Origin of the sequence: Halomonas sp. G11 (genome assembly GCF_001663515.1) — a bacterium.
Classification (GTDB): domain Bacteria; phylum Pseudomonadota; class Gammaproteobacteria; order Pseudomonadales; family Halomonadaceae; genus Vreelandella.
This window is the reverse complement of sequence record NZ_LYXG01000017.1, coordinates 1-14,376: the sequence shown is the minus strand read 5'-3', so window position 1 is coordinate 14,376 and position 14,376 is coordinate 1. Positions and strand designations below refer to the sequence as shown.

12 protein-coding genes and 1 riboswitch are annotated in these 14,376 nt (G+C 57.4%); of the genes, 5 read left to right on the top strand and 7 right to left on the bottom strand.

What is annotated here, in order from left to right; translation table 11 throughout:
* Positions 1–44: 44 nt before the first annotated feature.
* A riboswitch (cobalamin riboswitch) is annotated at positions 45–237 on the top strand.
* A gap of 63 nt (positions 238–300) precedes the next feature.
* The 5 genes from ADS46_RS08965 (at position 301) to ADS46_RS08945 (ending at position 4,789) form a co-directional block, all read left to right on the top strand.
* The gene (locus ADS46_RS08965; RefSeq protein ID WP_066319062.1) at positions 301–1,317 is read left to right on the top strand and encodes an ABC transporter substrate-binding protein; all 1,017 of its coding nucleotides are present in this window, start codon (positions 301–303) and stop codon (positions 1,315–1,317) included.
* The gene (locus tag ADS46_RS08960; protein WP_066319060.1) at positions 1,314–2,378 is read left to right on the top strand and encodes a FecCD family ABC transporter permease; all 1,065 of its coding nucleotides are present in this window, start codon (positions 1,314–1,316) and stop codon (positions 2,376–2,378) included. The genes ADS46_RS08965 and ADS46_RS08960 overlap by 4 nt, the downstream gene beginning before the upstream one ends.
* Positions 2,378–3,142 (top strand): ABC transporter ATP-binding protein, encoded by a 765-nt coding sequence (locus ADS46_RS08955; RefSeq protein WP_066319057.1) that lies wholly within the window; start codon positions 2,378–2,380, stop codon positions 3,140–3,142. Before ADS46_RS08960 ends, ADS46_RS08955 begins: the two co-directional genes overlap by 1 nt.
* 90 nt (positions 3,143–3,232) lie before the next feature.
* Positions 3,233–4,123, top strand: coding sequence for an NAD-dependent epimerase/dehydratase family protein (locus ADS46_RS08950; protein ID WP_066319054.1), 891 nt, complete (start codon positions 3,233–3,235; stop codon positions 4,121–4,123).
* A gap of 51 nt (positions 4,124–4,174) precedes the next feature.
* Positions 4,175–4,789 carry a hypothetical protein gene (locus ADS46_RS08945; protein WP_066319052.1) on the top strand — a complete coding sequence of 205 codons (615 nt, stop codon included), beginning with the start codon at positions 4,175–4,177 and terminating at the stop codon, positions 4,787–4,789.
* Between the two features lie 37 nt (positions 4,790–4,826).
* Here the strand turns inward: ADS46_RS08945 and ADS46_RS08940 are convergent, their stop codons facing one another.
* The 7 genes from ADS46_RS08940 to ADS46_RS08910 form a co-directional block, all read right to left on the bottom strand.
* Positions 4,827–5,252 (bottom strand): hypothetical protein, encoded by a 426-nt coding sequence (locus ADS46_RS08940; protein WP_066319050.1) that lies wholly within the window; start codon positions 5,250–5,252, stop codon positions 4,827–4,829.
* 314 nt (positions 5,253–5,566) lie between these two features.
* Entirely contained in the window at positions 5,567–5,722 is a 156-nt protein-coding gene (locus ADS46_RS08935) for a hypothetical protein (protein ID WP_156524491.1), read from the bottom strand.
* A gap of 157 nt (positions 5,723–5,879) precedes the next feature.
* Positions 5,880–7,040, bottom strand: coding sequence for a hypothetical protein (locus ADS46_RS08930; protein WP_066319046.1), 1,161 nt, complete (start codon positions 7,038–7,040; stop codon positions 5,880–5,882).
* A gap of 106 nt (positions 7,041–7,146) precedes the next feature.
* Positions 7,147–8,355 carry a hypothetical protein gene (locus tag ADS46_RS08925; protein ID WP_066319044.1) on the bottom strand — a complete coding sequence of 403 codons (1,209 nt, stop codon included), beginning with the start codon at positions 8,353–8,355 and terminating at the stop codon, positions 7,147–7,149.
* Complete coding sequence (locus tag ADS46_RS08920; protein ID WP_066319039.1) at positions 8,352–11,951, bottom strand: hypothetical protein; 3,600 nt, start codon at positions 11,949–11,951, stop codon at positions 8,352–8,354. Before ADS46_RS08920 ends, ADS46_RS08925 begins: the two co-directional genes overlap by 4 nt.
* Before the next feature lie 14 nt (positions 11,952–11,965).
* Complete coding sequence (locus tag ADS46_RS08915) at positions 11,966–12,772, bottom strand: DUF4123 domain-containing protein (protein WP_066319036.1); 807 nt, start codon at positions 12,770–12,772, stop codon at positions 11,966–11,968.
* A partial coding sequence (locus ADS46_RS08910; protein ID WP_066319034.1) for a type VI secretion system Vgr family protein occupies positions 12,772–14,376 on the bottom strand: 1,605 nt, incomplete at its 5' end. The genes ADS46_RS08910 and ADS46_RS08915, both read right to left, overlap by 1 nt.

Sequence of the window (14,376 nt, the reverse complement as noted above, 5' to 3'; positions counted from 1 at the left end):
TCATAAGATCCTTAGGCTTTGTGTTGTTCGCTATCCCCCTGCCACCTAGAATAGCCAGTGTCGGTGTTCCCCACGGAACTTAATAGAGAATCCGCCGCGGCTTGCCGCGAAACGGAACTGCCCCCGCAACTGTAGGCGGCGAGCGATGCTTTTTGATGCCACTGGACACATTGTCTGGGAAGGCGAGCTAGCCATGACCCGTCAGTCAGGAGAACTGCCGATATATTGCTTACATCGAGCGAAGTGGCTCGGCCAGTGTTTTCTGGCCGAATGCGGAGCTCATCATGCACGGGAGTGTACATGATGTTGAGATTGACCACGGCCATCGCCGCGAGCGCTGTTGGCCTTGCCCAGGCAGCTTACGCCTCCACCGACTACCCGCTTACGCTAACCAATTGCGGTGTAGAGATCAGCGTGGCGTCGCCCCCGGAGCGAACGGTGACGGTAGGCCAGTCAGCCACGGAGATCCTCTATTCGCTGGGGCTCGCTGATCGAGTGAATGGCACCTCGGTGTGGTTCACCCCGGTCCTTCCCCAGTTTGCTGAAGTCAATGAAGCGATCGAGCGGATCGCCAACGACGACCCAAGCTTTGAGGCCGTGGTCAATAAACGGCCTGACCTGGTGGCGGTACAATACGAGTGGCACGTGGGCCCCACCGGCAGCGTCGCCACCCGGGAACAGTTTCATGAGCTGGGTATTAACACCTATATTATGCCTGCCGACTGCGACACCAAGGATAACTCTACTGGCGGCGATGGCACCCGCACCGCCGCCTTCTCGACGGACTCCATCTATAAAGGGATCACCGAGTTAGCCAAGATCTACGACGTTCAAGACGCTGGCGAGGCGTTAGTAGCAGAGCTGAACGACCGCGAACAGCGCGCTATCGACTTGGCGAGCAGCCTTGATTTACCGGAAGACTTGTCAGCGGCATTCTGGTTCTCATCGACAGACCTGGGGGTTAGCCCCTTTGTTGCGGGTCAGTTGGGCGCACCGGGCTATATGATGGATAAGCTCGGTATGCGCAATGTGATCGAGTCCGATGAGGAGTGGCCCACGGTGGGCTGGGAGAGCATCGCCAGGGCTGACCCCGATGTGCTTGTTATCGCTCGCATGGATCGCCGTCGCTTTCCTGCCGACGACATTGAAGCCAAGCGTGAGTTTCTGCACAGTGACCCGGTTACCCGTGAAATGACGGCGGTTAAAAACAACCACATCATAGAGATGGATGCCCACGCCATGAGCGCCACGATGCGCACTATTTACGGCCTTGAAACACTGGCCGAGGCGCTAGCGACAATGGCATTTGACGAATGAGCATTGCGTTAACGCGGCTATCTACGGCAGGTTTTGCACTGCGCTGGTTATGGATCACGCCGCTGGTGCTCGTAGTGGCGCTAATCGCGGGTACCGCCATCGGCGAGACACCGATTCCCGTTGATACCATTCTCAAAGTGCTCGCCAATCAGCTACTGGGCGCGGATTATGCGGTTGACCGGATCGATGCAGGCATTATCTGGAACTACCGGCTTAGCCGCGCCGTGGTCGCTGCCTGTTGTGGTACCAGCCTGGCGCTGGCAGGGGTCGTGCTTCAGGCGCTGCTGCGCAATCCCTTGGCCGACCCCTACTTGATGGGCATTTCCGCTGGGGCCTCTACCGGCGCGGTGGCCGTTGCCGTCGCTGGCCTTGGCGCGGGGGCGCTTTCGCTCTCCCTGGGTGCCTTTGTGGGCGCCCTCCTCGCCTTTGGTATCGTGGTGATGCTCGCCCATGCGGCCAACAGCGGCGTGGGGGGTGGCCGCGGCGTTCAGGCAGCGGGAGCGATTATTCTGGCAGGCATCGCCGGCTCGCAGCTGTTCAATGCGCTGACCGCTTTTATCATTACCAAGTCGGCGAGCGCCGAGCAGGCCCGGGGCATCATGTTCTGGCTGATGGGTAATCTTTCTGGTGTGCGCTGGGCCGATGTGACCTTGGCGGTGCCTGCCGCGCTGTTTGGGGTACTGGTTTGCCTATGGCACCGCCGCTCCCTGGATGCCTTTACCTTCGGTGCCGACAGCGCCGCCTCCATGGGCATCGCGGTGCGCCCGGTGCGTGGCATGCTGATTATCGCCATGGCGCTGGTCACGGCGGTGATGGTGTCTATTGTGGGGGCGATTGGCTTTGTTGGGCTGGTGATTCCCCATGCCATGCGTTTTATCGTAGGCAGCCAACACACGCGATTGGTTCCAGCCACGGCGCTTGCTGGGGCGGTCTTTTTGATTGGCTCAGATATTCTTTCGCGCACTCTGATCCCCGGCCAAGTGCTACCGATCGGGGTGATTACTTCGCTGATTGGCGCACCTGCCTTTGCGCTCATTCTCGTGCGCGGCAAGAGGTCGTAATGCAGTTAACCGCTCAAAAACTCGATTGGTCAGTGCATGGCACGCCTCTACTGATTGACATTAACCTTACCGTCGAGCCCGGCCAAACCTTTGGCCTGGTGGGGCCGAACGGCTCGGGCAAGACGTCGCTACTTCGCCTGTTGGCAGGCTTGAACAAACCCAAAGCAGGACAGGTGCTAATGGAAAGCCAGCCCCTGCACAACCTCAAGCAACGGGCGATTGCTCAGTCTATTGCCTTAGTCGAGCAGCAGGCCGATACCACCGATAGAATTAGCGTGCGTGACGTAGTGGCGCTGGGCCGGACGCCCTTTCTTACCGCATTGCGCCCCTGGTCAACTGAAGATGATGCCATCGTGGTTCAGGCGCTGGTCGATGTCGATATGGCGCATATGGCCGACCGGCTTTGGCACACGCTTTCCGGCGGTGAGCGCCAGCGCGTGCATATTGCCCGCGCACTGGCGCAGCAACCCAAGATTCTACTGCTCGATGAGCCCACCAACCATCTGGATATCCGCCACCAGCTGTCGATCCTTGAGCTGGTAAGGCAGCTTCCGGTTACGGTGATTATCTCGCTGCACGACCTGAACCACGCCATGGAGTGTGACCGCATCGGTGTAATGGACGGCGGCCGCCTGGTGGATAGCGGCCCGCCTAAAGAGGTACTCACGGCATTCCGGCTACGCCAGACCTTTGGTGTCTACGCCGATATCTTCGCCGACCCCATCGACGGCAGCCAGATGATGCGTTTTCGCAATGCTATTTAGTCATGACGCGCACAGCCAGGTGATCAATCAGCGGGGTTAGCCGTTGTTTGCTAAGGTGATGTGGTGCTTACCATTAACCAGGGGATACCTATGCGACTTCTATTCACCGGTGGCAGTGGCAAGGCGGGCCGCCATGCGACCGCCTATCTTCGCGACCAGGGTCACCGCGTCACCAACCTGGACTGGGCAACATCCGACGTGCCCGGCATTTCCACTCTGAAGACAGACCTCACCGATGCTGGCCAGGTGTTCAACGCCTGCCACGCCTACGCCGGAATGGACGAGCTGGAACCGGGCACCGGCGTGCCACGCTACGATGCCATTGTCCACTTTGCGGCGATACCCGCCATCCTGCACCGGCCGGACAACGAGACGTATCGCATCAACACCTTGAGCACTTACAACGTACTGGATGCCGCCACCAAGCTGGGTATTCCCAAGGTAATTTTTGCCTCCAGCGAGACGACCTACGGCGTGTGTTTTGCCGACGGCGAGGTGCAACCGGATTACCTGCCGGTCGATGAAGAGCATCCCACCGTGCCTCAGGACAGCTACGCCATGAGCAAGGTGGTCAACGAAGTCACCGCGCGCTCCTTCCAGGCACGCTCGGGTATCGATATCTACGGCCTGCGCATCAATAACGTTATCGAGCCCCACGAGTACCGCCAGCATTTCCCGACCTACATGGACAACCCGGCGCTGCGCCGTCGCAACATCTTCGCCTACATCGACGCCCGCGACCTGGGCCAGATGGTCGATTGCTGCCTGAAGACGGACGGCCTGGGCTACCAGGTGTTCAACGTCGCCAATGACGATCTATCGGTGGGGCTAACAAACGCCCAGGTGATTGAACGCTTCTACTCAGGGGTACCGACCAAGCGGGAAATGGGCGAGCACGAGACCTTCTATAGCATTGAGAAAGCGCGTCGTCTGGTCGGTTTCGCACCGCGCCATTCCTGGCGGGATGAGCTGGAGAAGTAAGGGTGCCGTGAACTAGCGACGTTGATTTGTCTAGCCAACAAGGAGACGACCATGGCCGATTCCCCGGTAGCGGGTGTGCCTCGATGGCTGAAGCTGGCCTTTTCGTTGTGGGTCCTGATCTGGGCGCCGAGCTATGCAGTGCTGCTGGGCCCCCAGAATTTCTTCTGGCTGTGCAACGTGGCAAACTTCCTGTTGCTGGTGGCGCTTTGGACGGAGCATCGTACCCTGATGTCGATGCAGTGGCTGGCGGTGGCGCTGGTCGGTAGCCTGTGGACGCTTGACGTCGCGACGGCGGCGTTCACCGGCGTCCACCCCATCGGTGGCACCGAGTACATGTTCAACCCCGAGCACCCACCCATGACGCGGGCCATGTCGCTTTATCACGTTGTACTCCCGCTGGTGGCAGGCATCGGCGTGGCGAAACTGGGCTACGCGCGCCGCGCCCTGCTGTGGCAGACCCTGCTGACCTGGATCGTGGTGCCGTTGTCCTACCTGCTCACTGACGCCGAGCGTAATATCAACTGGGTACACGGCCCTTTTGGCCAACCTCAAGACAGCCTCGACCCTTGGTTGTATCTGCTCCTGCTAACCTTGATATGGCCGGTAGCCGTCTACCTGCCACTGCACCTGGTGATGGTTGGCGGGCAGCGCTGGCGGAGTCGCTAAGAATGAGACACATCAGAAAGCTATCAACGTTAAAATCTCAGCCTTTACTTGGCAGAACTGGGGTTCGAGCAGTTAATTGTTCTATTAATTTATCGCGGTCATCTTTACTTAGCATACCGATGTAGAGTGTTCGCCTTTTAATTTCGCCACTATGCATATAAAGAACCTTCAGCTTACTACCACCAACCTTCTCAAAGCTTTCTACACTACTATAATAAATCTTTAACGACGGCGAAATAGGTGTTTTCTTGAACTCAAAATGATCTTCATAAACCTTAAAAACCTTATGAAAATGATAAAGTATACCGAAAGCTATCGCGACAGCACCCACCGCCACTAGGAAAAAGCGCATCTCCATTGAAAGTGCTGTCATCATCAGAGAGTAGGCAATAATGATGATCCCACCAATTGGTTGAACTAACCTATCGATCGGCTTAGCCCTAAATGCACTAGAAAACTCCATTGCAACCGCCCCTTTTACCATTGAATTGATTTTACTTAGTTACTTCACTGTACAACCTAATGACAGCAGCCTTTCCACCAGGCTGTGAAGACTGGCGCTTACCTGATTTTATTTTCGACCTTTCCTTAAAAATAGAACTAGTCCAAAAGCTATTGCAACATAAAGAGCTCTGGTTAGCGCTGTGTAATGAGGAGGTATAATAACCTTTTCATCATAGCGCACCTTCATTTCTTTTAATATTTTATCGTCTTCATTTTTTTTGACACGCTGATTCTCCCAGTTCTAGGAGATGGCGATATTATATAGCCATACTCTTAGTTTGTCCCGTTGTCCTGGATCCGGCGGCTCCATAATAGCCGCGACTCAATGATGGTGTCCCGCTCAGGGTTCGCCTCTTCCCGCTGCTGACGCTTGGTGGGGGTATAGACCGTGTCGGCGTAGTAATCGCCAAAGTTCTCTTTAACGGACATTAAGCCTTTACTTGATCCAGTAGTCATCAGCGGTTTTCCCACGCAGAGGAAAGTCCTTCGGGCTCATGCTCCTTGTGTGTTCCATGCCCGTTACCGCCAGGGAAGGCCGCCAGCGGCCTTCCGAAAGAACGTATTGATAATGCTTGCTGTGGTGTCGTTAATCGCCGTCGCGTTTATTCTGCGGGGATGCATCTTTTGCTTCACCGCGCTCGACAAAGCGGTCCGACTTGTTGGGGAAGCGGCCGTAGGCGTTGACGTCTTCGGGCTCAGCGGTATAGCTGTCGCCATAACCCGGTACCGACTGGGCCATCAGATCCGGGCGGCTGCCCCAGGGGGCGGCGTCCACGATCTGGCGGTGCTCTTCGCGTAGCTGCTTGAGTTCTTTCTCGCTGGCCTTGGCGTAGAGATCACGCCAGTAGGTCGCCGGGCGACCGCGCTTACCCGCCTCATCAAAGGCCTTGGTGGTAGGGTCGAGATGACGAAACGGCTCCAGGCGGGGAATGTCCGGCAGCGGCTGGCTGACATCCATATAACGGCCCAGCATGTCCCACATGGCATATAACTGGGCAATACTCCCGTCGGCCGGGAAATCGAAGTCAAGCGGTAGACCGTTGCGCTCGTCTTTGCTGTGCTGTGGATAGCGATGACGCACCTTGAGGCTATGGAACTGATTACCCTTCATATCCGCGCGCATTTCGATAAAGGCATCGAACTCATAAAAAGGGAACTCCCCACGGAAGGTCTTCACCATACCCGTGCGCCGACAAAAAGCGATATCGTCAGACCAGTTTTTATTGCTTTTGTAAAAGCGGATGCTGTATTTCGCGTAAAGTTTTCGCAGTATGGTAGCGGCTCCACATACTGACACCACAATGATTAGTGGAGTTAGCGCATCGATAATGTTATCCGCTGCGAATAAAAATAGAATTGTACATAGTGCTACTACACCGGTAATAAAGTATCCCCCCCCACCTATAAAACTAAACCCGTGGGAGATGACCACAAACCAAAATCGCAAGAAACGATAAAGCAAGCTGATATTTTCATCGACAAACTTTGACCAGCGCGCTTCATTAATCATGGCATAGGCAAGATAATCCTCCTTCATGTATTGGTAGTCTTCAAACCACTCATTGTCGTACTCATAGAGGGTAGGATTAACCCCAACATAATTCCCCCAGGGTAGCCGGGCCACGTCCAAGTTACTGCCCAGTTTTTTCCAAGTGCTTTTTTCTGGCGGTGGTGCCTGGCGGGGAATGGCGTCGGCCCGGAACGCGGTCTCGGCATAGTGATCTTGTGGTTGATCCGTCTGGCTCATACTCCAGCTCCTTGTTTGTTCCATACCCGCTTAGCCACGTTACCGCCAGGGAAGGCCGCCAACAGCCTTCCGAAAGAAAATATTGATCATGCTTGCTGTGGTGTCGTTAATGACCGTCGCGTTTATTCTGCGGGGATGCGTCTTTTGCTTCAGCGCGCTCGACAAAGCGGTCCGCCTTGTTGGGAAAGCGGCCGTAGGCGTTAACGTCTTCGGGCTCAGCGGTATAGCTGCCGCCATAGCCGGGCACGGATTGGGCCATCAAGTCCGGGCGGCTGCCCCAGGGCGCGGCGTCGACCACCTTTCGGTGCTCCTCGCGCCATTGTTTCAGTTCCTGCTCGCTGGCCTTGGCGTAGAGATCACGCCAGTAGGTGGCTGGACGACCACGCTTACCCGCCTCATCGAAGGCCTTGGTGGTGGGGTCAAGATGCCGGAACGGCTCCAGGCGAGGAATGTCTGGCAGCGGCTGGCTGACATCCATGTAGCGGCCCAGCATGTCCCACATGGCATAGCGCTCGGCGATACTGCCGGTATCGGTGGGGAAGGTGAACTCTAACGGCAAGCCGCTGTGTTTGTCCTTGCTGAATTGCGGATAGCGATGACGCACCTTGAGGGTATGATACTGATTACCCTTCATGTCCGCGCTCATTTCGATAAAGGCATCGAACTCGTAGAAGGGAAAATTCCCCTGAAAGCTCTTGACCAGGCCCGAACGACGACAGAAAGCAACATCATCCGACCAGTTCTGGTTACTCTTGTAGAAACGAATACTATGTTTCTCAAACAGAGTTTTAAATACAGTAGCCACACCACAGACTAAAAAAAATGACAGCGGAACCAAAAGCCCATCATATGGAAATGGCTCATCTGGATTTACCAAAAAGGCAGAAATTAATAATAGCAGTAAAACAAATACACCTATTGCCGAAACAAACCACCCTCCCCCCTTGCCGCCTCCTGGACCAATAAAACTAAGAAGATGCGTCCAAAAAACAAACCAGAAGCGAAAAAAGCGGTAGACCAGGCCGATATCTTCATCGACGAACTTTGACCAACGCAACTCGTTAAGATGATTGAAGTCATGGAAATCCTGCGCTCCCATATACTCGTAGTCACGATACCATCCTCCGGAATATTCATATTCAAATTCCGATGGATTAACGCCTACATAATGTCCCCAAGGCAGGCGGGCAATATCGAAGTTACTGCCCAGCTTCCCCCATACACTCTTCTCTGGGGGCGGGGCCTGACGGGGAATAGCATCGGCCCGGAACGCGGTCTCGGCATAGTGATCTTGTGGTTGTTCCGTCTGGCTCATACTCCAGCTCCTTGTTTGTTCCACACCCAAGTCAGCGTCGAGGGTTGCGCTGCAAAGGCAACGCTATCTTCCAGCTTACGATGTTGTCTTGCGACTGGATCCCAGTATTCCACGCTGCCCTGCCCTTCAAGATCCCCCAGGGTTATGCGTACCAGGTAACTGCCCTGGTGGTATTCGCGTTGATAATCCGGCTCATGGCGGAAGCTGTGATGACTGGCCGCCAGCCATTTGGCGGGCACATCGCCAAGCCCTGTGGTGGGAACCCCCAGACGACGCCACTCCCGAGGAAGGCGAATGCCCAAATAACGCACCGTTGGGTCCTCTGGATCTTGTTTCGAAAGATCCACCAGTATGCGGCGGCTATCCATGGGGGCGTATTGATAGGTGTGACGCCTATCCGGCACGGGGGCCGAGTAGTCTACTTCTACCTGCGTGATGGGCACTTGAAACTCGCCGTAGCGCAGCCCCGGGCAGGTCATGCGAATGGCGATATCGCAGTCAACGAAATCAGAATCGAGATCGACTAGCCCTTGGGGCGCCACCAGCTCGAAGCGTGCCTGGAACAGTCCTTGCAGTAACTGGAAATACGCGTTTTCAGGAGAAGCTGACTGAAGGACTTTGAGGTAATCGTGCTTGTCCACCTGCCGAGCATCCTCCTCGGTGTCCTCCGCCAAGGCCTGAAGCTTCCCTGCCAGTTCATCTTGATGATTCCCGAAGGGTCCATAGCGTACCCAGAGGGAGAGGCGATCATCGCGAGCTTTGGTAGCCATGTATTGACATACCAACGCCACCCCGAGGCTGACCAGCATCACCGGTACCGGGCGAGGCGTACCCACCAAGCCCAAAAGGCCATGCAAAAATCGATTGCGCACGAGGTTCATCCTGGCGGCGTTCGACAACCCTTGGCCATAGCCAGCCCCGACATAGGAACCCACTCCGATGGCACCACTGGCACCCGCTGTCCAGCCAGCCGAGTCCTTCAGCCCTCGCTGGTAGAGTTGGTAGGCATCATTAGCCACCAGGGAAGCGGTAAAAAGTCCTGCTGCGAATGCAAAAGCCCCGCGAATCTGGCCAGCCTCGCCCATGGCTTCTTGCCACCCAGGCTTTTTGATCCACCGTTGATCAAGAAACTCATTGGCCTTAACGGCCCAACCCCAGCGGACATTGGACAGCTTAAGGCCCTGTAATGTCAGCAGGGAGGCATCAATAGTCGAACTAGCAGCTTTTAGAAGGTTTTTAATACTTCCTTTCTGCAAAGCGTCATCAATAGCCGACACCAGATTGAACGCCTCCAACACCACCAATCCCGACCAAAGCCCAATATACCCCGTCTGGGTCCATCGAAAGGCCTGCTCGCTGGTCACCTGGCCGGTCACCTGTGCACGGCCCGTGGCCGCTGGTGACGAGGCGACGTCGCCGCCCAAGACGTTGCGGGCGGAGGCGGCCTGGAGGGCGATGCCGCCCTGCGCCATCTCCTCGGTCAAAGGTTTGAACTGGCTGGGCAATAGCCAGTGAACGGCGCCATCGGCGTCGGCCACCTCGATGGGGAGGCCACCCATTAAAGCGCCCTTGAGGTCGGCTATATCGGAGGCCAGGGTGATGGTCATGGTCTCACCCAGCTTCAGGCCCGCCACCGCGTTGAGCAGGGTCGGTACGATGCTGCTGGCCACGGCGTCCGCGCCGTTGAGCGCCGTGCGGGCGCGGCTCATGGCCGGCCCCAGATCACCGACTTCTTCATCCAGGCGCTGCTGCCAGGCAATCAGTTGTTCCCCGGTCGGGGTAGCGACCTGATCCTGCTGGTCCATGACGTTTTGGGCGGCCGCCTGCAGCACGTCCAGATTCCTGGCATAAGGGCTGCCCCAAACGTTCGTGCTGCAGTTCTCATCGGCGAACAGCAACGGCGAGCAGGCATGCCCCGCGCGCTGCTGTGTCGCCGCGAATAGCGTCTCGAGGGTTTGCCGACACTTTGCAGGAGCCTGGAGCGTCTTGGCTTCTTCAGGCGTTGCCTTGAGGTCGAGGCAGTTCAAGCCGGCTTGCAGGGTCTCAATACACCTTGCCAGCAGCGCGTAAGGCTCCAGGTGGTTAAGATCATCAAACAGCATGGCGTCGCGCAGGGTATGGCAAAAGCCCCCCGGCGATGTGTCATTAAACAGCGTCACCAGCGCCGACAGCCGCTCGTCGATCCGCAGGCGGGCCAGGCGGCGCTCTTCTTCCTTGATCAAGCGAGCGAACAGGCTCTCCCGGGAGCGTTCGAGACGCGTGTCATACCAGGTGTCGAGGTAGAGCGGGTTTTCTTCACCATCCGGGCCATACGGCATGAAACAGTTGGCCTGGATCAGTTCAGCCGACTTGCCGTGGGGATGATATTTCATGCCTTCAGAGAGTAACCAAAGCAGTTCCTGACCCGACTGGATATCCTCAATCAGGTGGTCAATCGTCTGTTTGGGGTCGCGCAAGAAAACAGCGCAGAGCTGCTGGTCGCGAAGCGCCGCCAGGCAATCGTCGGTTCCCTCTGGCGCTGGAAGCATGGCAAGCGAAGCGTCATCTGCACGCTCATCATCCGCACGGCAGGCATTGTTCCATTGCTGCACCAGGCAGCTACGCAGCGCGGGGGAGAAGTGCCGTTGGCGCGTCTGTGTATCAATGTCTGGCGCTACGGCCTGTTGGTCGTCGGACTCGAAGAACTCACGCTCGGCCTGTAACTGCTCGACAAGGGTGTTCCAGCCCACCGCTGTGGTATCTTCCAGATAGTCCCTGGCGCTGCCCCAGGCTTGCTCATATACCGCATCGCGTGGGCGCATGGACGGCAGCCAGTCCAGGGCGGCCTTGCCAGCGCACTCGTCACGGCCGACCTCCACGCTATGGGTGTACATGTTGCGCATGTCGCCCTGCAGCATGGCACTCACTGACGATTCATTGAGGGCAAGCGGTTGGCAGCGCTGGTTGATCAACGTTGGGTTGGCTTCCAACTGTTCGATATGCGCCCAGGGCCAAGGATGGTCGGAGAAAGCCAGGCGCACATTGGCTGTTTTACCGTTGAGCTTGAGGGGCAAATGGAGGTGTGCCAGAGCGGGACCGGTGAACTCGCGAACGGTGGGAACGTCACCCTGTTGCCGGTACGTCGCGATGTCGCTATCGGTGAACCGCGGCGCTTGATTCGGCTCGCCGGATATTACCAACTCCCTGATCAGTCGGTTGTCGAGAAACACGTAGATGAAGCCGCCACGGCATGGCCCTGCCGCCAGCTCCTGATGATCGATGTACAGCATGGGCAAGGTCGAGACCATCAGGTTGTGCTGGAAGTCGCGTTGCTTGGGAATCAGGCCGCATTGAGATACATCTTCCACCTGCAGTAGCGGCACTTCAATATCGCCTATCTTTTGTACCAAGCGATAGTTTGCCAACTCTTCTTCTAAGTACGTTTGCTGGGTCTCGACAATCGGCCCGTAACGGCCTTCCGAAGCATCTCCCTCTGCCAGGCATTCTTCAGCGGCGTCACCCTGATAAAGCCAGTATTCATTCTGGTCGTTATCCGTATGACGACCGGTAATTTCCACGTAGATCGCCTTGGGGCTGCACGCATGGTTCTGTGACATTCCCGTGTCCTTTGTCATGTCATTGCACCGAGAGAAAGGGCCTCGATGAAGTGTTCAAATGCGTCACTCGTTATCAGCTTGCCTTGCGCGTTTTCCACCGCTTGCTTGCGTGACAGATTGAGTTGCCAGGTGTCGTGCCAGTAGTGCTCCAGCGCCTGCCAAAGGGAGGTGATGCAGTCGTCTTCTGTTTGCAGCAGGTCGAAACAATGGATGGCGTCGCCCAGTAAGGGCATCAGCCGGGAAAACTGCCTCAAGCCTTGCAGCCGCTGCTGAGTCTCCGGCGCCAATCGTAGCGGCTTACCGTCTGGCAGGTTGTTACAGTCCGCCGAGAAATAGCGTTCATGGACGATGTTTTCCTGACTCAGGCAAAGCGGCCACGACCAGCAAGTGTCCTCACCCATCAGGATAAGGCGGTCTGTCTGATCGAGTTGTTCCTCACCCAGCAAGAGGTGCAAGACGGCTGGCTCGTGAAAGCGCAGCAGCCCCATCCCGCTGCCAGGCGTGTCGATGGTCAGACAGGCGGCCAGGCGCTGTTGCAGGTCATCCAGAGAGGCAGGCGTGTCGATGACCACCGATGCGGCATACGGCATCCAGTCTGCACTGCATTGCTGCCACACCTTGGCATTGTGTGTGATATCCAGCAGCACGGGGCCGCTTTCTCGCACGGCGTGATAGGCCGTGCCGTCGTAAAGCCAGCGAAACATGGGCTGGTCCACCACGCTATAGAAGCGACGCAACACCTCACCTTCGGGAAGGCTGGCCGTATCGATCAACCAGTAGCGCCGTTCGCTTTGCTCTGGAAGATTCACTGCATAACGCATTAACTCGCCCTACCCCGGCATGGACAGTCAGACAGTGGGCAACTGCCATCGGTCTGCTTTTGGCATAGTTGGACGATGCTAGCCTCCTGTGCTGAAGCTTCCAGCAGCGCCTCATGGGTGACGGGCGGTATGACCTCATGCGCTTCCGCCACCGCATGTCCAGGCAACAACGGACCTTCCACCGCTTGCCCGCTGCCATTGCCGGGGCTGCCGCCTGCGTTGACGCGCACCTTGGGGCCCACCACGGTGACGCCGCTGCCATCCAGCTTGAGAAAGCTGCCGCCAGCGTTCAGGCTTAATTCGTCACCCGCCTCAAGCACCACTTTGTGACCTGCCTTGATATGCAGTTCCCGGCCGCTTTCACTCAGCCAGGCCTGGCCTGCGTTGATATGCAGGGTGCCTTGTACCGTGAAGTGCTGCTGGCCTTCGGTATGCTCGAAACGGTTGCCGTGCACCGTGTGGTGATCGTCGTTGTCGACCTCGCTGATGCGGTCGTGATTGACCTTCAAGAAGCTGTCGTTGTGGGTCTCTTCAATACGGTCGTTGAGCGTCAGCAGCTCCAGGTCTTTCTGGGCGTGGAGCCAGATCTGCTCTTCGCCGGCCTGGTCTTCGAAGCGCAGTTCGTTGAAGCCCTCGGCCTTGTGGCTTTGGGTGCGCAGTACCGTGCGGGTCTTGTGTTCGGGCAACGGGTACGGCGCGGTATTCACCGCATGGTAGGTACGCCCGGTGACCAAGGGCTGGTCGGGGTCGCCTTCCAGGAAGGAAACAATCACTTCGTGGCCGATGCGCGGAATGGCGATGCTGCCATAGCCACCGCCCGCCCAGCCTTGGGCGACGCGCACCCAGCAACTCGCCGTTTCATTCGGCTCGGCGTAGCGATCCCAGGGGAACTGGACCTTGACCCGGCCGTGCTCGTCGCAGTGGATCTCTTCGCCCTCAGGGCCGACCACAAAGGCGACCTGGGGGCCGTCGACACGGGGCTTGGGATTCGGGGTGGCACGCCAGGGGGCATCACCGGGGATCAGCGTGACCTGATTGTGGTAGCGGGTCATCCCGTTGGCATCGCCCTGAGACTCTTTACCGACAATCATGCCATCCTCTTCCAGCGCCTGGGGCTGTTCGCCGTGGTGAAGAACACTGATGGCCTGCCAGTCGCGGTTCAGGCTGTCGGTGTCATGGTCGGTCAGCGTAAAGCGCAGACCGGGGGCAAGTTCGGGCAGGTCGCTTTCGGCGCTGGCGGTGATCGCTTCCCGGCGCAGCTGTTCCAGGCGGATACGGGTAAAGGGCTCGCCGGAAGCGTCCTGCTTGTAGCGGCCGGGATAGTCGTAGTGTTCGTAGTCCGCTTGCTGGCCGTGCGCTTCGACGTCGCGGCCCAGATGGTCGTGCAGCTGCGCGTAGGCCGGGTTCTTGAAGCTGTAGTCTTTTAGCGTGGCGGACGAAGTCGCCACCCGGGCGGTGTGGCTGAGCTTGCGTACATGACGTGTGGATGCGGTGCCGCCAGCGCGGCTGTGGTAGGTGCGCTCGCCGAGATGGGTCAGTACCTGGGGGTCGTCGGCAAACACCAGCCGGTGAGCGCCTGCGTCACTGTCCTCAAATTCATGGAA